13 protein-coding genes and 2 pseudogenes are annotated in these 20,372 nt (G+C 69.0%); 9 read left to right on the top strand and 6 right to left on the bottom strand.

Going from position 1 to position 20,372, the window contains the following annotated elements:
* The first annotated feature begins 85 nt into the window (after positions 1-85).
* Entirely contained in the window at positions 86-5,026 is a 4,941-nt protein-coding gene (locus tag I6A60_RS32905) for a diguanylate cyclase (protein WP_203019179.1), read from the top strand.
* Between the two features lie 30 nt (positions 5,027-5,056).
* Here I6A60_RS32905 and I6A60_RS32900 read toward each other — a convergent pair.
* Positions 5,057-5,377 (bottom strand): annotated as a pseudogene (locus tag I6A60_RS32900) (helix-turn-helix domain-containing protein); the annotation flags it as partial.
* Positions 5,378-5,580: 203 nt separating this feature from the next.
* Here I6A60_RS32900 and I6A60_RS32895 point away from each other — a divergent pair.
* From I6A60_RS32895 to I6A60_RS32860, 8 genes are all read left to right on the top strand, one after another.
* Positions 5,581-5,805, top strand: a complete 225-nt coding sequence (locus tag I6A60_RS32895; RefSeq protein WP_203019181.1) for a hypothetical protein — start codon at positions 5,581-5,583, stop codon at positions 5,803-5,805.
* A 67-nt stretch (positions 5,806-5,872) separates the two neighbouring features.
* Positions 5,873-6,511: a TetR/AcrR family transcriptional regulator gene (locus I6A60_RS32890; RefSeq protein WP_203019191.1), complete on the top strand. Its 639-nt coding sequence runs from the start codon at positions 5,873-5,875 to the stop codon at positions 6,509-6,511.
* A 252-nt stretch (positions 6,512-6,763) separates the two neighbouring features.
* Complete coding sequence (locus tag I6A60_RS32885; RefSeq protein ID WP_203019193.1) at positions 6,764-6,916, top strand: hypothetical protein; 153 nt, start codon at positions 6,764-6,766, stop codon at positions 6,914-6,916.
* Positions 6,917-7,025: 109 nt separating this feature from the next.
* A complete protein-coding gene (locus tag I6A60_RS32880) occupies positions 7,026-7,994 on the top strand; it encodes an alpha/beta hydrolase fold domain-containing protein (protein WP_307873979.1) in 969 nt (322 codons plus the stop codon).
* Positions 7,995-8,172: 178 nt separating this feature from the next.
* Positions 8,173-9,057 carry an alpha/beta hydrolase gene (locus I6A60_RS32875; protein WP_203019202.1) on the top strand — a complete coding sequence of 295 codons (885 nt, stop codon included), beginning with the start codon at positions 8,173-8,175 and terminating at the stop codon, positions 9,055-9,057.
* A gap of 144 nt (positions 9,058-9,201) precedes the next feature.
* Positions 9,202-10,191 carry a LacI family DNA-binding transcriptional regulator gene (locus I6A60_RS32870; protein WP_203019204.1) on the top strand — a complete coding sequence of 330 codons (990 nt, stop codon included), beginning with the start codon at positions 9,202-9,204 and terminating at the stop codon, positions 10,189-10,191.
* Positions 10,192-10,553: 362 nt separating this feature from the next.
* Positions 10,554-11,861 (top strand): ABC transporter substrate-binding protein, encoded by a 1,308-nt coding sequence (locus tag I6A60_RS32865; protein ID WP_203019232.1) that lies wholly within the window; start codon positions 10,554-10,556, stop codon positions 11,859-11,861.
* A gap of 315 nt (positions 11,862-12,176) precedes the next feature.
* Positions 12,177-13,013: a LuxR C-terminal-related transcriptional regulator gene (locus I6A60_RS32860; RefSeq protein WP_203019206.1), complete on the top strand. Its 837-nt coding sequence runs from the start codon at positions 12,177-12,179 to the stop codon at positions 13,011-13,013.
* Between the two features lie 55 nt (positions 13,014-13,068).
* On the opposite strand, the gene I6A60_RS32855 is transcribed toward I6A60_RS32860, so the two are convergent.
* From I6A60_RS32855 to I6A60_RS32835, 5 genes and pseudogenes are all read right to left on the bottom strand, one after another.
* Positions 13,069-13,434 (bottom strand): roadblock/LC7 domain-containing protein, encoded by a 366-nt coding sequence (locus I6A60_RS32855; protein WP_203019217.1) that lies wholly within the window; start codon positions 13,432-13,434, stop codon positions 13,069-13,071.
* Between the two features lie 707 nt (positions 13,435-14,141).
* On the bottom strand, positions 14,142-14,576 hold the full coding sequence (locus I6A60_RS32850; protein WP_238436744.1) for a 4-vinyl reductase: 435 nt from the start codon (positions 14,574-14,576) through the stop codon (positions 14,142-14,144).
* A gap of 1,216 nt (positions 14,577-15,792) precedes the next feature.
* Positions 15,793-16,635 (bottom strand): SAM-dependent methyltransferase, encoded by an 843-nt coding sequence (locus I6A60_RS32845; RefSeq protein WP_238436746.1) that lies wholly within the window; start codon positions 16,633-16,635, stop codon positions 15,793-15,795.
* 260 nt (positions 16,636-16,895) lie between these two features.
* On the bottom strand, positions 16,896-19,352 hold the full coding sequence (locus tag I6A60_RS32840; RefSeq protein WP_203019230.1) for an MMPL family transporter: 2,457 nt from the start codon (positions 19,350-19,352) through the stop codon (positions 16,896-16,898).
* A 252-nt stretch (positions 19,353-19,604) separates the two neighbouring features.
* Positions 19,605-20,372: pseudogene (locus I6A60_RS32835) on the bottom strand (formate hydrogenase); the annotation flags it as partial.

Below are 20,372 nucleotides of genomic sequence, written 5' to 3'. Positions count from 1 at the left end.
GGCGCCGTGGCGTCGCCCCGTTACCTCGGCCTGGTCGCGGGAATGCTGGGGGTGGGCTGCGGGTGACACTGTATGGAGTTGACGGATGGGGGTTCAGCGAACGGCGGCGTACGACGAGCCGCCGCAGGCGGAGCTGCTTCATCAGTCGGAGCGGACTCGGGTCGCTCGGCTGACGTTCCCGGCTGGGAGCGTGATCCGCAAGGAACCGCTCGGGCCGGAGGCGGCGCGACGGTTGCGTCACGAGTTCGAGATGCTCGAGATGCTGGCTGGAGTGGAAGGGGTTGTGCAGCTGGCGGTGCGGGTGCCGCCGGCTGCCGGGTCGGTTCTGCTGACCGATGTCGGTGGGGTGGCCCTGGTCGGGCGGTCGATGCCGCTGGAGCCGGACGCGCTGGTCGATCTCGCCGCGTCGCTCGCGGGTGCCGTGGCGGGTATGCACCAGCGGGGTGTGGTGCACCGGGATATCAACCCGGCGAACGTCGTGGTCGGCGGCCCTCGGAGCGGGCCGATTCTCATCGACTTCGCGCTGGCCACGACCTTCACGACCGTCCAGCCAGGATTCGTTCCTTGCAGCGAGATCGTCGGCACGTGCCCGTATCTCGCGCCCGAGCAGACCGGCCGGACCGGCCGCCAGATCGACCAGCGGGCCGACCTGTACGCGCTTGGGGCCACTTTCTACGAGCTGGCGACCGGCAGTCCGCCGTTCGGTACGGGTGACCCGCTGCGCATTGTTCATGACCATCTTGCCCGGGTGCCGGCACCCCCGGCTTCGGTGAACCCGGCGGTGCCGGCCGACCTGTCGGCGATCATCATGAAGCTGCTGGAGAAGGAGCCGGACGATCGATACCAGAGCGCCGACGGGCTGGCACACGATCTCGCGCTGGTGGGCCGCGGCGAGCCGGTGCGCCCCGGCGAGCACGACCTTTCACCGCGGGCTCTGACGCCGTCCCGGCTCTGCGGCCGGGAGGCGGAGATCGGCGAGCTGGGGACGGCGTTCGCCGCGGCGATGGCGGGCCGCCGGACCGGGGTTCTCGTCAGCGGCGTTCCGGGCGTCGGTAAGACGTCGTTGGTCAACGAGCTGCGGCCGATCGTGGCCGGTGTCGACGGCTGGTTCGTGGCCGGGAAGTTCGATCAGTACAGGCGTGACCAGGAGTATGACGGCCTGTGGCAGGCGTTCCGGGCGCTGGGCCGGCTGTTGCTGGCCGAACCGGAGAGCTACCTGGCCGAGGTGCGGGAACGCCTGCTCGGGGTGTTGGGACCTGGCGCCGGGCTGGTCGCGTTCGCCGTGCCGGAGCTGGCGGCATTGCTGAGGATCCCGCCGGAGCCGGGGGATCCTCTTACTGCGAGAGATCGAGCGCTGTACAGCGGGGTGGAGATCCTGCGAGCGGTCGCCTCCAGGAAGCGGCCGGTGGTGCTGTTCGTGGACGACCTGCAGTGGGCGGGGCGGACGTCGCTGGGCTTCATCGATCTGATCCTCGGCGGCGGCGAGCGGGTTGACGGGCTGCTGCTGGTCGCTGCCTACCGGGACAGCGAGCTGGAGGCGACACACCCGCTGACGCCGATGCTGGCCCAGTGGCATCGGAAGGCGGACGGCCCGAACGATCTGCGGCTGGCCAACCTGCGGCCGGACGACCAGGCGGCCATGGTGGCCGACCTGTTACGCCTGGCTCTGGCACCCGCCGGCGATCTTGCGCGACTGATCGCCCCCTCGTCCCGAGGTAACCCGTACGACACGGTGGAGCTCCTGGGCTCGTTGCGCCAGAGCGGGGCCCTGTCCCGCGGCGACCGCGGCTGGCGCTGGGACGAGGCGGCGCTGCGTCGCCAGCTGGCGCGGGTGGACATGACCGAGTTGTTGTCCGCTCGGGTCGCAGCGTTGCCTGTGACTACCCGAGACATACTGACGGTGATGGCGTGCCTGGCCGGCCGCGTGGATCTGGACCTGCTCGAAGCCGCGACCGGTCTGGCGGCGGACGAGGTCTCTCGACGACTCGCCCCTGCGTCCACGGCTGGTCTGCTGGTCCTGGAGTCCGATGCCCGCCCCAGCGCCCGCTTCCACCATGACCGGACCCGGGAAGCCGTTCTGAGCTTCCTCACCGCGGCCGCGCGGCACGCCGAGCAGTTGCGCCTGGCTCGCCGACTGGCCGGTCGAGACGAGTTCTTCGCGGTCGCGGCCGAGCAGTATCTAGTCGTCACCGACGCCGTGCGCTCCGCCGCGGAGAGGCGCCTGACGGTCGGGCTCTTCCGGCGCGCCGCCGACCAGGCACGGATGCTGGCCAACTACTCGCTGGCGGAACGGTTCCTGACCGCGGCGGTACCGCTCATCGACCCGGCCGACGCCGACCAGCTGACCGCGGTCCATGCCGAGCTACACGCCGCCCTGTACAGCCTCGGCCGGTTGGAGGAGGCGGACAGGCAGTACCTGATCATCGACCGGTTGTGTACCCAGCCGGCCGAGCGTACGGCCGTCACTGCGGTGCAGATTCGCAGCCTGACCAGCCGGGGCCGGGTCGACGAGGCGATGCGCCTCGGCCTGGACCAGCTGGTCCAGCTCGGCGTCGCCATCCCCGACCGGGACCATCTCGACGCGGAGATCGACCGCGGGCTCGACGTGATCTACCGGTGGATCGACCAGACCAGCGAGTCCGACGACCTGTGCCGGCCGGCGACCACCGATCCGTCGCGACTGGGCGCCGTCAAGCTCATCGGGCGGATGCTGGCCGCGGGGTTCTACTGCGACCGGCCGATGATGATCTGGCTGATCGTGGAGATGCTGCAGATGTGGGCACGGGACGGCCCCGATCGCTCGCTCGTCGGACCGGCCTGCCATGCGATGTTTGTGACCTTCACCCGCAGGCGTGACTATCGCACCGGGCACCGCATCATCCGGCGAATTCTCGCGGTCGCCACGGCGCGCGGCTTCGAGCCCGAGATGTGGGATGCCCAGTACCTCTGTGCGATGGGTGCTGGTCACTGGTGCGATCCGCTTGAGGACATTCTGCCAGCGGCTCGGCGGGCGCTGGAGGGCCTGATCCGCGACGGCGTCATGGACGACGCGTGCGGGACGCACTGCGCGCTGGTGTTCGGGCTGCTCGACTGTGCCCCCTCGCTCGACGTCTTCGGTGCCGAGGTCGACGAGGCGCTCGCCTTGGCTGCCCGTACCGGCAACAGCAGCGCCGAACAGACGTTTCGGCAGTACCACTGGCTCACCGACGTTCTTCGCGGAGCGGCCGACGCCTCGGAGGCTGAGGAGAAGACTCAGCGCAGCGTGCTGGCGGCCAACCCGTTCGCCACCGCCCACCTGCACACGACCCGGGCACTGGTCGCGGCCATCCTCGATCATCCGGCCGAGCTGGCCCGGCACACCGCGGCGCTGATGCCGTTGCTGCCGTTCTTGAACATGTCGTATTCGGAGGCGGTCGCCCGCTTCCTGCGGGCCCTGTCCCTCGCGAGCGAGGCCCGCGCGGCGAGGACCGGCGAGTGCGAGGCGACGATGGCCGAGCTGGACGAGACGATCGGCTGGCTGACCGGACGCGCGGCCGAATCGCCGGCCAACTTCGGGCACATGCTGCGCCTCGTGGAGGCCGAACGCGCCTGGGCAGCCGGAGACTTCCGTGACGCGGCCTACGCGTTCGACCTGGCACAGCACGAGGCGTCCTTGCGGACCCGTCCGTGGCACCACGCACTGATCCTCGAACGGTCCGCCCGGTTCTACCTGACCAACGGGATGCAGCGGGTCGGCGACATGCTGCTCGCCGCGGCCCGCAGCCGCTACGTCGAATGGGGCGCGACCGTCAAGGTCCGGCAACTCGACTGGGCCAACCCCACGCTGCGAGCCCAGCCCGCCGGCGCCCAGCCGTCCGCGCGGCCAACCGGACCGGCCGCGCCTCGGTCCACGGTCACCACCGGCACCATCGACCTGCTCGGCATCGTCGCCGCCTCGCAGGCACTGAGTTCCGAGACCAACGTCGGGCGCCTTCGCGACCGAGTCCAGGGAGTCCTCTCGGCCATGACCGGCGCCACCGGAGTCCACCTGCTCCTGCGCGACAATGAGCAGCGGGACTGGTCGGTCCTGGCCGGCGACTCCGCCACCGTCTCCCTCGCGGAGGCGAGCCGACAGCGGCTGCTGCCTCCCTCCGTGATCTGGTACGCCGAACGTACCCACGAACCACTCGTCATCATCGACGCCTGCCAGGATGACCGGTTCAACCGCGATCCCTACTGCCTCAACCTGGGCCGCTGCTCTCTGCTCGCGATACCCATCATGATCCGCGGCGAGCGGCGGGCGATGCTCCTGCTGGAAAACCGGATGATCCGCGGCGCGTTCACCACCGAACGGCTCGAAGGAATCATGCTCGTAGCCGGGCAACTGGCCGTTTCTCTCGACAACGCCATGGTCTACGCCTCGCTGGAACGCAAGGTCGCTGAACGGACCCAGCAGCTCGCCGCCGCCAACCAACGACTCGAACAGCTTTCCGTCACCGACCAGCTGACCGGACTGGCCAACCGGCGACGCCTCGACGAAGCCCTGCAGGCCGAATGGCAGCGAGCCATGCGCCAGAAGTCGCCTCTCGCCATCGCGATGATCGATATCGACCTCTTCAAGCTCTACAACGACCACTTCGGACACACCGCGGGTGACCGCTGCCTGCACCGGGTAGCCACGTGCCTGGCCGCCAGCTCCCGCACCGCCGACCTCACCGCCCGTTACGGCGGGGAGGAGTTCGCCGCCGTCATGCCCGACACAGATATCGACGCGGCGGCCCGGTTGGCGGAGCGCCTGCGATCCGCCATTGAGAAGCTCGACGAACCGCATTCGCCGGTAGCCCACCGCGTTGTGACCGTAAGTATCGGCGTCGCGTCCAACACGCCTGCCCCGGGCAGCGATCCGACAGCGTTGGTCGAGCTCGCCGACACGGCTCTGTACCGGGCGAAGAACCGCGGACGCAACCGGGTGGAAACAGCTCCCGCCGCAGGCCTCGTTCGAGATCGATGTCCTCCCGGCGAGGTGATTATCAGGCCGGACGGATGACGCGCAGGGCCTGCCGGCGGTGAACCGTGCCGGCCGGCCCGAGCGGGGCCGGTCCGCCAACCCCGCGAGACCCTCAGAGGCGAACCGGCCCCGCCACTTGCTGACGGTGTCCTCACAGACCCCTAGCCCGGCGTGGCCCGCTCCGCCGGCGGCGGCGCGCACGATCCTCGCGCCCAGCAAGGCACGATGGGGCACGGTCGCCGACCGGGCTCGCTTCGTCAGCTCGGCGCGGACATCGTCGATCAGGGGGAACGCGGTGACACGGCGAGACACTCCCGATGTTCTACCGACCACGAGGCCCAGCCCGCCGTCCGGCCAGGCCCCACGGACACCCCGCCCGGCACACCCCATGACAATCGAGGCTGTGGCAGGTATCCCGGAGTCGACGATGATCCCCTGCGTCAACGGCTCTCCGCGCACGCCGCCGCCAGCTGGCCCGGGATCCGCGGGATCGCCACGCGCTACCGCGGCACGTTCGCCTACGTCACCGCGACCGACCCGGACGGCGACGAACAGCCGCTCTGTGAGGCTGCGCTACGGCGGCTAGCCAATCAATGGGGCTCGCGATCTGGCGGGCCAGCCACGACGACTACGCCGACTCCGTACTGGCCGACGGATCCTGGACCGGCGCGGCCGCGTCTCCTTACGAAGGGAGTCAGCCGGAGTGGCGGATGCGCCTCTGTCCGGTGTCGGCCTGGGGACTGCACGCGCATGTCGTCGCCCGCGCGGAAGATCGACCTGGTGGGGAGCTGTGCGGGTGGCCGCTGCGGGCGGCCTAGAGCGAAAACCTGGAGGGCGCTAGGTTTTGTGTTCGCGCCGCCAGGCTCCTGGGCTAGCCTGAGTCGCGTGGTCACACAGGGTTCCAGGGGCAGTTACGCGAAGGGTCGCGTCCGTCGGGAGGAGATCCTGCAGGTCGCGGTGGAGGTCTTCGCGGCGCAGGGCTACCGCGGCGGGTCGCTCTCGACGATCGCCCGGCGGGTCGGCCTGAGCGACGCGGGGGTCCTGCATCACTTCCCGAGCAAGGAACACCTGCTGGTGGAGGTCCTGCGGCAGCGCGATGCTGAAGAGCGCGCGTGGCTGGGCGCGGTGGTGGACGACGACGTGCCGTCGGGCTGGTCCGAGCGGCTTCTCGAGGTCGGGCGGCGCGTGGTCGCGCGGCCCGAACTGGCCCGGCTGCACAGCAAACTAGCCGGCGAAAGCCTGGATACGGATCATCCGGCCCACGCCTGGCTCCGCGACCGTAACCGGTGGGTGCGCCAGACGTTGGCCGACGGATTGGCTCTGGAACAGAGCGAGGGTCGCTTCCCCGCGTCGTCCGACCCGGACCTTGCGGCGGCCCACCTGCTCGCGGTCTTCGAGGGTCTGCAGACCCAGTGGCTCCTGGCCCCGGACGAACTCGATCTGGTCGCTGCCCTCGCCGACTACCTCGCGCTGTTCGCCGGCCGCCTCGGCGGACCGACTACAGCCCTCCCCTCGAATACCTAGACGTCGCTCGGTTTTGTCTCTACGCTTCGCCGGCAAGGGTCAGGCCGGCCCTGGTCGTGGTCCTTGGCCGGGCGTCGTCGGGCGTCCCATCGGGCCCCCCTGGGCTGGGGTGACGCCGGGTGGCGAGGTGAGGAGGGCGATGAGGGCAGTCGCTGGCGGCTCACGACGGCGCTCAGGCCGAGCGGCATCCGTCTGCGCGGCTGCCGGTTTCGACCCCAGGCATCAGCCGCGCAGCAACAGAGGAGACACGTCGTGAAACCGCAGGCAACTCTCGTGGCCCTGCTCGCCGATCGCCTCCTCGAACGAGGCATCGGCCGTGACCTCACCGGCCGTGACGGGGTGACCTCTCCGGGACCGCAGGCGGCGACGGCAGCGGACCGCGATGCCGTGACGTCACCCCACTAGAAGCCGACGACGCACCCGTCGTCGGGACGCCCGTGGCCACCAGGGCGCCCGGCGACCGATGCCAGCGGGGAATCCCACCCTCTCAGCCCGAGTAACCGTCGGAGGAACTGTGTCCGCCGCGACTCCCGCGCCTCGCAGCTCGTCGTTCGCCAGCTACGTCAGCCTCCTGGAAATGCACCCGGAGCTGCTGGCCGCGCACCTGCCGAAGGGGCCGGACAGCGCGGCCCTCGTCGCCCGTTACCCGGACCTCGCCGCGGTCGACATGCGTGAGATCACGATCAGAGGGCAGCACGGCGACCTACCGGCTCGGCACTACCGAGGCCCGGACACCAGCGCAGGTCCGGCGCTCGTCTGGGTGCACGGCGGCGCCTACGTCGGCGGCGATCTGGACATGCCGGAGGCGAACTGGGTTGCTCTGACCCTGGCCGCCCGCGGTATCCCCGTGCTCTGCGTCGACTACCACAAGTGCCTGCACGGCGTCTGTTTCCCGGTGCCGTCCGATGACGTCCTGGCCGCCTGGCTGTGGGCGGTGCAGCACGCCGACGAGCTGGGTGCGACACCAGCCGAGCTGCACCTGGGCGGCGCCAGCGCGGGGGCGAATCTCGCCGCGGGCGTAACGAAACGCCTCCGCGACGACGCGGGGCCGGCGCCGGCGTCGCTCCTTCTGGTCTACCCGATCGTTCACCCGCAGCTGCCGCCGCTGAGCGACCCTCTGCGGGCCGCGACCGCCCAGCTGACGGGAACCGCCGTGACCGGTGACATGGTCGAGGAGTTCAACCTGCAATTCGCCGGAACGGCTGACGTCCTCGCGGACCCCTATGCCTTCGCGGGAAACGGTGACATCTCCGGCCAGCCGCCCGTGTACGTGCTGAATGCAGACGCCGACTATCTGCGCGCATCGGGCGAGGCGTACGCGGCACAGCTCGATCTGGCTGGGGTGTCCGTCACCGTCGAGTTCGAACCGAGTGCCGAGCACGGCCATCTCAACGCCCCTTTTCAGACCCCCGGCGAGCGGAGCTTGGAGCGAATCGTGTGCTGGCTGCGGGGACGCGCGCGAACGGAAGTCACCCGCATGTGACGTAGCCCGCCGGAACAGCCGACGGGTTCCGCCCCTGGCGGCAATATTACGCGCGCTTCCAGCGCATGACTGCGAGGTTCTCGTGACGGTTTCAGAATATCCCGCGCCACCCACCGATACCCAGTCTGGCGCCGCATGGCGCGAGATTGTCGACCGCTACTTCGGCGGAGCTTCTCCCATGGAGCTGACCGAGCAGACCCTTCCCGAAAGTCGGGCCTTCAAGATTCCAGGACGCGAGGACCTCCTCAGACTTTTCCCGTTCACCGAACAAGAGCACACGATCGCAGGCCCCGAGTCACAGATCATCCTCTCGGTCTTCACACCCGTCGGTCACGAGACCGCCGGCCCGGGAATCTTCTGGATACACGGCGGAGGAATGGCGTACGGCGATCGCTTCAGCGCGATGCCCGCGCTCCGCCTCGCCTTGTCCGCCGGCGCGACCGTCGTGTCCGTGGAGTATCGGCTCGCTCCCGAGCACCCTGACCCCGCACCCGTCGACGACTGCTACACGGCACTGCTGTGGGTCAGTGAGCACGCCGAAAAGCTGGGTATCGACGCTCATGCGTTGGTCCTCGCCGGCAGCAGCGCCGGCGGTGGTCTCGCCGCCGGCACCGCGCTGCGGGTCCGCGACCATGGCGGACCGGACCTGGCCGGCCTTCTGCTGCTGTGCCCGATGCTCGACGACCGGATGCACACCCCGTCGTCCCGCATGGCCGGTGACCTGCCGTGGAGCAGGAGCAGCAACCAGACCGGCTGGCGCATGCTGCTCGGCGACCGTGTCGGCACCGATGCGGTGTCCATCTATGCAGCCCCCGCCCGCGCCACCGATCTGACCGGACTCCCGCCGACCTTCATCGACGTCGGCTCCGTCGACCTCTTCCGCGACGAGGACGTCGCCTTCGCCTCGACAATCTGGGCCTGCGGCGGCGACGCCGAACTCCACGTCTGGCCCGGCGGGACCCACGGATTCGAAGAGTTCGCGCCCCAAGCCGCACTCGCCATCGACACCCTCGCCGCCCGCGACCGCTGGTTCACACGCATCCTCGCCCGCGCCCATCCCTGAAACACGCCGGGCTCTCTTTGATCAGGATGCTGGCGCAGCTTCGCAGACCGCGGAGCTGCGATGCGTTCGAGGTCGACATGGCCGCCACATACCACATGCCTGGACCACTCTTGACAATCATGGCAGCAGAAGGGCGGGCACAGGGTGGACGGGTCCGACGAGAACCGCCGGCGACGTGTAACCGGCGCCGATGTCGCCCGCGAGGCGGGGGTCTCGCGGACGACCGTCGGGTACGTTCTCAACGCCACCCCGGGGCAGACGATTTCAGCGAGCACCCGGGAACGCGTGCTGGCCGCGGCCGACCGTCTCCACTATCGGCCCAACAACGCCGCACGAGCCCTGGCCACGGGCCAAAGCAGAATCATTCTGGTCGTGCTGGCCGACTGGCCAGTGGCATTCAGGTTCCGCGACTTCCTGGACGAGGCGTCCCGCGTTCTGGCTCAAGCCGGGTACGCCCTAATCACCTACACCCACCGGCCCGGCACTGAGGGGCGCCCGCTCTGGGAGTCGATGAACCCGGATCTCGTGGTCGCCTCCGCACCGCTCGACAGCACGGAGGTCGCGACGATGCGCGCCTGCGGGATCAAGACGATCTCTCCAGATCCCGACCATCCGCTGGCAGTCAAAGCCGGACCGGATCTGCAGGTCAACCATCTACACGCGCGTGGCCACCGGCAAATGATCTACGCGGCTTTCGTCGAGCCACGTATGTCCACGCTCATCGACGCGCGGTATCAGGCGGCCTGCGCCCAGGCCGGCATTCTCGGCTTGCCCCAACCAGACCTCGCACCAATCGCCTACAGCGACGGATCCGCCGCCGCCACGGTCCAGCGCTGGCACGACACCGGCATCACCGCTGTCATCGCCTTCAACGACGACGTAGCCGCCGCCGTCGCTGGTGGCGCGACCCGCGCGGGCCTGGGGCTGCCCGAAGACCTCGCCGTCGTCGGCCACGACGACGCCCCCATCGCAACGACAAATGTCCCCGCACTGTCCACCGTTCAGATCGACACCCCAACCCTAGGGCGCGAGTTCGCCGAGTCCGCGCTCCACGAACTCGACGGGCGTCCTCTCCCAGCCCCGGAATGGAACACGACAGCGAACTTCACCCTGATCCCTCGCCAAACCACCTGACCCCGTCGACCGAGCCGTCGCGCTGGGACTGCCTCAAGATCGCGAGACAGACCCCCTCGCCCCGGCCGGAGGGCGGCCGAGGACGACGACAGCACGGCGCCGAGCGGCCGGTCGCTGGCCAACGTCCCCTGGTGGGAGTAATCGATCGGCTGCGACCGGACTTGTGCGCGCGAGCGCGACGGTGCTAGCCTCCGCACGGAACTAGCACACGCTAGTTATATGGACCTGAACAGACATTCGATCATTCTGGCTACCCATCGATCACCGCGAGGAGCCTTTCCGAAGCAGCCGTCCCGTCGAAGTCAGAAACTCTCCGGCCTGGCGACATGCTACGGCTGACCACCCTGCACCTGGAGCTTAAAATGATCTTATGCCGTACTAGGCGGTCAGTGATATTAGCCGTCGCTGCCGTGGCCGCGCTGGTTGCTGCGGGTTGTAGTACGTCTTCGGCGAAGAACACTCCGAATCCGCCAGCGCCGTCGTCGACGTTGCGCGCGGCACCAGCCCCGGCGATCGCGCCGGGGGTATCGGCGGACAGTATCAAGGTCGGGTTCGTGTATCCGGACCTGTCAGTTGTCCGGCAGTACGTGAACATCGACCATGGTGACTACCAGGCGGTCTTCACGGCGCTGGTGAACAAGCTGAACGCTGATGGTGGGATCAACGGCCGGAAGATCGTGCCGGTGTTCGGCGCGGTCAACGTCATCTCTTCGGCCGGTGCGCAGGACACATGCGTTCATCTGACACAGGACGAGAAGGTTTTCGCCATCCTGGGCAGCCTCAATGCTGATGACGCATTGTGCTACGTCCAGACACATAAGACGTTGACCATCGGGGGCGATCTCAACGCGTCACGGTATCTCAAGGCACAGGCGCCGTGGTTCTCCGACCTGCGCGGTGGGGACGGTGCCGGCGACGGCTTGAAGCTGTTCGACGACGGCGGACTAGCGGGTAAGAAGGTCGCGGTCGTCGGCTACACAGCGGACCAGTACACAATGAAAAATGTGGTCGCGCCGACCCTGAAGAACCTCGGCGTGACGCCGGTGGCGACCGCCGTGATGGACGCGCCGATCACGGACCCAGCGGCGGTGGCACAGCAGACCGGAGTATTCATCCAGAAGTTCCAGTCGGTAGGTGCCAACACGGTGATCGTGGTGGGTGGAGCCTCGGCGGCCTTCCCAGCACAGTTGGAGAAAACCTCCTACCGCCCCCAACTGTTGTTCACCGATCAAAACCAGGCGGCGTCGTACTCAATATCGCCCGGAAACCACGACTTCAGCACCCTGAACAACTCCGAGGCACTTGGCCTGGGTATCGACTGGAACAACCCGCCGAACGCGCAGTGCATCGCCACGATCGAGACAGCCATCCCCTCACTCAAAGACAAGCTCGTCAACCCGACAACCGTTCCCCCCGGAAAGCCCGGGTACGGCGTCTCCGAGAGCGTCGCGTGTAAGTATCTCGACCTGTTCACCGCCATCGCGAAGAAGGCGGGCCAAGACCTGACCTACGCGAGCTTCCAGCGGGCCGCCTTCTCGCTCGGCTCGATCCAGCTGCCGAGCTACGCAGACAGAGCCGACTACACCCCCGGAAACCCCGGCGGAGCCATCCCGCTGCGGCTGTGGAAGTACAACCCGGCGACAGGCACCTGGGCCCCAGCCACCAGCTGAGGTCCACATCAGGGCACTCGGGGCGGCACGTGTCTCTCACGATCGGTCGTCGGCGTGAGACGTAGAGTGCTAGCTCGCGCGGCGGCTACGCGACACATGCCGCCACCCCTGTCGCCGGCCCGCGGGCTGGGCGGCGGCCTTCATCCCAGACTGAGGGGCTGATGATCGACGACACGGGGCCTCCCGCAGGACGGCTCCACCGCGCCTAGCATGGCGCGGATGTATTCGGCCACGTCGGGCAGGATCGGTAACTGCCAGATCGGGGTGTCCGTATCCGTGCGCTGACAGCAGCGAGATCGTCGAGGAGGACGACTTATGCCAGGGCCGCGCGACGACCACGTTCCCGGCGATTTCCTCGCCAAAGCCGCGGCCAGGCTGCGGGAGCGGACCGGAGCGGATCTCACCCTTGCCGGCCAGGTGCATCCGCGGACCAGGATGCTGACCATACGGAGCGTCGACGGCGCGCGAACCGACGCGTGCCTGGGAATGACCGCGGCACCTGGGCAGGGCACCGGCGGACGGGTAGTCGCACTCGGCCTCCACCTGCTGGACGGCTACGGCGGTAACTCAGGCAGAGCCTCCGGTGGGCGACGCCAGGTCAGCTGCTCCGAGCGCGTCCGCTCGGTGCTCGCCATGCCACTTCGGCTGGATGGCCGGGTGCTGTACGTCCTGTATCTCGCGCAGCGAACCGATAAACCGATCAGCCCCGCGGCGATCAGTTCCGCGCTGCGGTACGTCCGGCAACTCGAGTCGTTTCTCGCCCAGACCGCGCGTCGGCACCAGACTGATGCGCCACGGCGATGGGACGTCGACGAACGGGCGCTGGTTCAGATCGACGGAGAGCTGGCACAGCTCTCCGGTGAGATCACGAGAAGACCTGCCAAGGCGCGGATCGCTGCCATCCGGGACCTGCTCGCGGACAGCGTTCTCGAGGCGATGCCGCCTCAGGAGGCTGGCCACATTCTCACCCGCCGCGAGCTGGACGTGCTCGGCCTGGTAGCCGAGGGATGCTCCAACGCCGAGGCCGCGCAGCGCCTCGCCGTGAGCCCCGAAACGGTCAAGGCCTACCTACGCAATATCCACAGCAAGCTCGGCGTACGAAGCCGGACCCAGGCCGTCAACGTTGCCCGACGATCCGGCCTGCTGCCGTGACCACGCCCGGCGTCGCCCACTCTCCGGCCGCCTCGACGGGCCGTCCCATGTCAGGTCAGCCAAGTAGTTTGGTTATCTCGGTGGACGCTGCGCGTGCTTCTATGCGCATCAGCCCCAGGTTCGCGTTGAAGGGACCTGACAGGACCAGCACAGCTTGCTCACCCGCGGTGTAGACCACCAGGTACCCGTGCGTGCCGCGGACTACGGTCTCCTGCATCTCCCCGAGGCTGGTCCGATCGGAGATGCGCTTGCCGAGTCCCAGCGCGGTCGCGGCCATCGCGGCCATTCGTTCCGCGTCCGGCTCGGCGAAGTCGTGCGCGACGGCGAGCCCGTCGACCGAGGCCACCATGACGCCGTTCAACTCCGGAATTGATCGTCGGAGGTCCGACACCACGCGCGACAGCTCCGACTGGATAGTCACCGGCGCTCCTTTAGCTTCCGTGTTTCCACGTGACTCGGATGGCGGCGCCCACGACGGGTCCAGAGGGGTGCCTGTCAGGCGTGCTGGCGCGTCGGCGTCCAGGAACGACAGCCCGATGGCCGCGAGTGAGCGAAGGTTCTCTCTGACGTCGTCAGCAGGGACCCCCACCGTATCCTCGCCGCCCTCTGTCTAGGGAGCCGGGGCCCGAAGCCGTCTCGGCCGCCTGCGGGTTTCGCGACCGACCGCCGCCCTCACCGACCGCCGAGGCCGCCCGGGAAGCTCCTGTCCTCACCCAGTCACGCCGCCCCGGAGGACCCCGCCGACGCCCAACCCTAGTCCATGATCGGACAAACAGTCCGAAGTACGTCCTCATGCAGGAACCGTCCGCTGGGAGGTCAACCGTACCGCCCGCCCACGCGCGACGCTGCCGGGAAACGCCCCACGTCGAGGCTGGCGGGGAGTGTCGAGGCCATGGTCTGCGGCCGAGCGGTGCGCATTGAGGGCGCGTGGCCGACCATCGCTATCTAGTGCTCGCGTGCCGTTAGTCAGGGCGCCTCGCGACGGCCCTGGCAGATCGGGGTGCCCAGCTCACGCGGCTGGTGAACGCCGAAGAAGGTACCGTGCACCGCGCCAGGCAGGCACTCGGGAGGACCGACGCGGCGGATATAACCAGGTCGGCTCGCTGCGACGAGATAGCGAGCCGCGTCTCAGCCAAGTGCACGATGCGGACTGATCACGTAGGTGCACATCGGGTCACCCTTGGCTTCGCACGTGGTCTCGGTGCCCTGCATCACCCCACCGGTCAAGGCCTGCAGCGCCCCCATGAAGACACCGAGCGTGTACACACACATCGGCTCCGTGGTCTGCATGTGATAGGTACAGGCTCCTTCGACCAGTTGCACCACGTAGCCGCCGGCCTCGTCCGATGAGACCCCGGTGACCAGGCCAAGCTTGGTGCCGTTGAGACCAAAGATGTCGACGAACAAGCTGAGCAGCTTCTCGTCGTCCAAGCGGGCACCCTCCAGACCGAGGTCAGCGATGACGCCCCGGCCACGCATCCGGCCCGCGCCCAGGACCGGCCCCCGCCCCGCAAGATCCTCAGTGTAGATCCGCAACTGCTGCAGGCAGCTCACGGAGACCATCGGCCCCAAGGTAGGCCGCTGATTGACGGACACGGATTCCTCCGATCGCAACAGCACAAGACACGCGCCAGTCTGAAGCCGCCACCGTCGCCAACCGCACAGCCGCTACGCAAGCCAGCCGACGCTTGTACCGAGCCACGTGATCGACGAGACAATGAGGGTATCGCTGACTCCCAGGCCGCCTCCTGCCGGGGCGTCGCCGAACGCTTCACCTACCGCTGCCGGCCCAGCTGCACCCCGCAAGCGTCGGCGCGGCCCGCGATCGGGTGGCCTGCGGCGCAGGAACTCGTCGTCGTAGTAACCGGCGAGGTAGGTCGAGCGGTGAAGCGGCCGAGCCCCTCGGGCGTACCGTTGCGTGACCAAGCTGCTACGAGGTTCGGCGACCGGCAGTTTCTTCTCCCGGGACGGCCGCCCGACCCGGGAAGGCGCCGGCGTCTCGCGTCAGTCTGGGCGTCGCCGCTGGGCGGCGTTCGTCGAACGAGGCTCCAGTGCCGGACGACGTCGCAGGGCCAATCGCCCTTGCGGGCGAGGAGGACGAACCGCGAGATCGCCGCCTGGCCGCCCTCGTGGTCGGCGTACTGGATGTCGACCGTCAGTCGCCCGCCGGTCGCGACCGCAGCGGGCACGGCCGTGACAGCGAATCCTGCGGATCACGCAGCGCCGCCCGATCTTGAAATCGACCCGGGTCAAGTTTCATGGACCCCGCGACGGTCAAATTTCAGGATCTGGCGCTGATCTTGTGATCGGCCTGATCTTGGCTCGTTGATCGACTATTGCGACCCGGCTGCGATCATGGCGCTGGTGCGACCTCCTTGATCTCGGGGTTCTGCTGCCGCATCTGGCGAACGTCGTGGTCGACGGCGCCGAGCGGGCAGCGGGTAAGGTGCGCCTTCGCCTGCGGGCAGGAGCGAGCGGAGCTGCCTGCGTACGATGCGGGACCGTCTCGTCGCGGTGCATGGCCGTTACCGGCGTCGGCTCGTGGACAGGGCACTGGGTGGAACGCGAGTCGAGCTGGATCTTCTGGTGCGCCGGTTCCGCTGCGCCGAGGACGGATGCCCGGTGGTGACGTTCGCGGAGCAGGTCGAGGGGCCTGACGAGCCCGTTCGCGCGGTTCACACCGCCGGCGGCCGAGGCTGTGTCATCTGGGCGGGACGTGACCACCGGCGTTGCCGCGCTGGGCGGATGCGAGCGGCGTGTGGAGCGGGAGCAGCCCGTCCTACGGCTTGCGGGCTACCCCGGCGTACGCGAGCTGGCCGCCCTCCTCTGCCTCCGGCTGGACCGCGGTCCCGGTGTCTGGACGCCACCGGTGCAGCGGGGTCAGGCCCGGGTCGACGAGGTCGAAGCCCCCGAAAAACCTCAAGACGTCGTCGTGGGTCCGCGGATGGACCGGGATGTCCTGGGCCCGATAGATATCGACGGTCCTGGTGACCTCGGTTGGGCTGAAGTCGGTGGTCAGGTAGGTCAGCGTCAGGTAGCTGCCTGAGGGCAGGGCGTCCATCAGTTGACGAACGATGCCTTCGGGGTCGGCCTGCTCGGGGATGAACGGTAGTAGCGCACCCAGAGACAGGCCGACTGGCTCGGCCAGGTCGAGGATCTCGACTACCTCAGGCGATGTCAGGATGCGTTGTGGTTCGCGGAAGTCGGCGTCGAGATAGGCGGTAGCCCCCTGGGGACTGCTGACCAGCAGCGCCCGAGCATGTGCCAGCACAATCGGGTCGTTGTCGACATAGACCAGCCGCGACTGGGGCGCCGCCGACTGTGCGACCTCGTGCAGGTTCGGCCTCGTCGGAATGCCTGTACCGATATCAAGGAACTGGCGCACGCCGGCCTCAGCAGCCAGGTACCGGATCGCGCGGACCAGGAACGCCCGATTCTGCACCGCCCCGTGGACGACCTCAGGCATCGCCAGGCGCACCTGCTCGGCCGCCTGCCGATCCGCCGGGAAGTTGTCCTTCCCGCCGAGGTAGTAGTCATACATTCGGGCGGAATGAGCCACATCCGTCCTGAGGTCGACCGACGCCACTGGTCGATCCACCGCCGAGCGCGGCCACGGCGCCAGACCCGCCCCGTCCCCGTCCACGTCAGCCCCCAACCACGCCCGCTAAAACCTCTTCACCTTAGTTCACCCGGTTCGCGCCCCATAGCCATGGTCGACGACGACACGAACCTCCCTGCCGCAGAAGCACACCCCAGCTGCCAAGGGCGGCTGCGCGACGCCATCCTCGCGGGGAAGCCGGCGTGTCGGATCGGAACCATCGTTGGTGAGGCCGCAGGAGTACGGAAGATCGCCGGGGGTCGCTGGATCGGGCTGGTGACCTCTTACCGCCTGTAGCTACCCCTGCGATCTTCCAGACGGCGCCGCGGTGGCAGGTGTTTCCAGGGCTGGGTGGCACTGGGCGCAGTGCTGACCTGCCGGCCCTTCGGCGGGCTTGCGCGGGCGGCCCGCTCGGGTTGGTGATCATTGGCGGGTCGGTCCGGCGCCACCTTGCCTGCCGGGAGAACACGGATCGGTACCGTCGCGCGCTCAACGCCGCCGTCCCCTACGGTGATCGTCGGGTCGGGCGGCCCACCGACGAGGGACTGCGGCCAGCCGAGGTCCGGCATGCCCGGGCGCCGGGCGGGCCTATCGCCGGGTCCGCGGTGGGTGCTCGGTGCTGGCTGGCGGCGGTCGATGAGGTGGAGGATCGCGGGTAGCAGTGTTGCGCGTAGGACGAACGCGTCGATGGCAACGCCGGCGGCGAGGCCGCAGCCGATCACCTTCATCATGCGGGCCGGTTGCGCGGCCACCGCGGCGAACAGGAACAGCATGACCAGGTTCATGGTGAGCATGACGTGGCCGACGTCGGCGTGGCCGAGCCGGACGGGTCCGGCGGCGTCGCGATGGCGGCTCTGCCCGCCTGGGAAGGTATCTGTGGGTTCGGTGAGCCGGACGAGCAGGCCGAGGTTCAGACCCGGGAGTAGGCCGAACACGGCGACGAGGACGATGACCAGTAGCGATGGTTCGACGGGCCCGGTCGTGAGTCCCAGCGTTCGGGTGACGAGGCTGTTTTGGAACAGCAGGGCTAGGACGCCGGCCGCGGCGAGGATCGCCAGCGCGCTGGTCAGCGCCAGGGCGGCCGCGATCGTCCCTGACCGCAGGATCAGCAGTCCGCAGCCGAGCACTGTCAGCATGACTACCGCGAGGAATCCGGTTGTTGCTCCGTGGAAGTCCGCGGCCATGTCGACGAACAGGGCGGTGGACCCGCCCACATAGGCCTGTGAGCCGGTGCCGGCCAGCGTGCGTGGGATGACCTGATCGCGTATCCGGTCCAGCACGGCGGTGGCGTCCGGTGAGCGTGGGCCGGCGGCCGGGAACACTCGGATCATGGCGACATCCGCCTTTGTGTTGTTCACGCTTACCGCCGCGTGCGCGACGCCGGGAGTCTTGGCCAGCGCTGCCACGACGGCGTCCGGGGACACCGCCGACGGTGTGGCGCCGAGCTGGACGGCGACGAGCATCGGCCCGTTCAGCCCAGGAAAGAAGTCGGCGCTGAGCAGGTCATAGGCCCGCCGGGTCGTCGACGAGGTGGACTCGGCGCCGTCGTCGGCGCCGCCGAGTTTGAGGGTCAGCGCCGGTGCGGCCAGTGCCAGCAACAGGAAGGCCGCGGCGCAGGCGGCGACCAGCGGGCGGCGATGTACCCAGCTGGCCCAGGCTGCGCGCAGCCCCGGCGGGTGGCTCAGGCCCCGGCCGCTGGTGATGAGGTGGTGGCGTTCCGTCCAGCCGAGCAGCCGTGGTCCGCAGATCGCCAGCACCGCCGGAAGCAGCGTCAGGATCACCACTCCGGTCGCGGTCCCGGCGGCGGCGGAGCCGAGTGCGACACCGTTGAAGAAGGGCAGGCCCAGCGCCACGACGCCGTCCATCGCCAGCGTCACGCACAGACCGCCGCAGGCGATCGCGAAACCGGTCCGCGCGGCGGCATGGGTAACCGCCTCGAACGCGACGGCGCCTTCGCGCAGGCGGGATTGGGCCCGGTGCACGACGACGACCGTGCCACCCAGGCTGGTCCCAGCGGCCACGACGGCCGCGAGCAGCGGCGCGTACAGCGTCATCGTCGTGGCGTGCGAGAGCAGCACGGCGATGGCCACCGCGGTCACGGTGGCAACCGCCGTGGTCGCCGCGCAGACGGCGACCGCGCCGCGGGAACGCAGGGTTGCGCCGAGCAGCAGCAGCGCGGCCGCGAGCGCGATCAGGATTGGCCACCAGGAAAGGGCGGTCGCGTTGACCGCGGCCGCGTCCGGACCGGCGACCTCGACCTGCAGGGTGGGCCCGTCGTAGGAACGCGCCGTGGTCACCAGGCGATGGGCCGTGGCTCGGTCCGGGTGCAGCGCCGAACCTTTCACGATCACCGAGACGACCGCCGTATGCCGGTTGGCGCTGACCGGATCCACACCTAGAACGACCGCGCCCGCCGCGGAGAACGGATCAACCACGCCGGCGACGTTCGCCACCGTGCCCAGCTGCGTCACCATCGCGGCGATCTGCGCCCGCACCAGCGGGTCATCGACTGTGCTGTGGCGGGCGTGGACCACCACCGCCTCGGTGTCCGGTATCCCGGTCCCGCCGAGGGCCCGGCCGGCCAGGTCAAGGGCACGGGCGGAGTCGCTCCCCGGAACGGCGACGTCGGTGTCGAACCGGGCGCCCTGGCCGCGCGCGAGAACAACAAGCGTTACCAGGCAGACGGTCCACAGTCCGACGACCACCCAGCGGTGACGGACACACGGCCCGATCAGAAGCATCCGCCCGGCCGGACCCAATCCGTGGTTTCGCCTCATTCGCGACAAACTAACCCCAATAGGCGGCGCCGAACCAGCTTCCGGACCCTGAGCGTGACCACACGCACACACCTTGTCGGTAGGTCCAGCCGATCGAGCGCCAGGGCGCCGTGGCTGCGGCGGGCCCGCCACTGGCCGGAACGTCCAATCCCGTTTGTGGCTGGTGTAGCTGGGGGCAGACCGGGCGGTAGTCGGTCGGGTGACGCTGTGGGTGGTTCATAGGTCGTTGCCGGCGTAGGAGAGGTTGAAGCTTTTGTTGGCGAGGGGGAAGTCGGGGACGATGGTGCCGGCTAGGGCGACGGGTAGGGCGGGCCAGTTGAAGAAGGACGGGTCGACGACTTTCATTCGGGTGAGTGTGTCGTTGTCGCCGAGTTCGACGCGGTGGGTGATGGTGCCGCGCCAGCCCTCGACGATGCCCACTCCCGAGGCCGGCCCGGTCGGTCTGGCCGGTGGTGGCCAGGCGCCGGTCTGGCCTGGTGCAAGGTCGTGGGTGAGGTGGGTGAGTAGGGCGAGGGAGGCGTCGATTTCGTCGGCGCGGACGAGGAAGCGGGCTAGGACGTCGCCGTCGGGGTGGGTGGGGATGCGTAGGTGTTCGCGCAGGTCGTAGTGGGGGTGGGCGAGGCGGGCGTCGTAAGGGAGGCCGCTGGCGCGTGCGGTGTAGCCGAGGGTGCCGAGGTCTTGGGCCGCGGCGGTGGGGAGGATCGCGGTGCCGGTGAAACGGTCCCGGACCGTGCTGTGGCCGAGTGCGAGGGCGACGATGTTCTGGGCGTCGTGGCCGATCGTCTGAAGTTCTGCGGCGTCCGGGATGGCGTGCAGCTGGGTGCCGCCGAGGTGGATGCCGCCGCGTAGGAGTCGGTGGCCGGTGACGCGGGCGTTGAGGCGTAGCAGGCGTTCGCGCAGGCGTCCCGCGTGGGCGTGTAGGACGCTGTGGCCGACGTCGTTGCACAGGGCGCCGAGGTCGGCGACGTGGTTGTGCAGGCGTTC

Origin of the sequence: Frankia sp. AgB1.9 (assembly GCF_016786355.1) — a bacterium.
GTDB lineage: Bacteria > Actinomycetota > Actinomycetes > Frankiales > Frankiaceae > Pseudofrankia.
The sequence above is the reverse complement of the archived record's forward strand: the minus strand, read 5'-3'. Positions and strand labels throughout refer to the sequence as shown.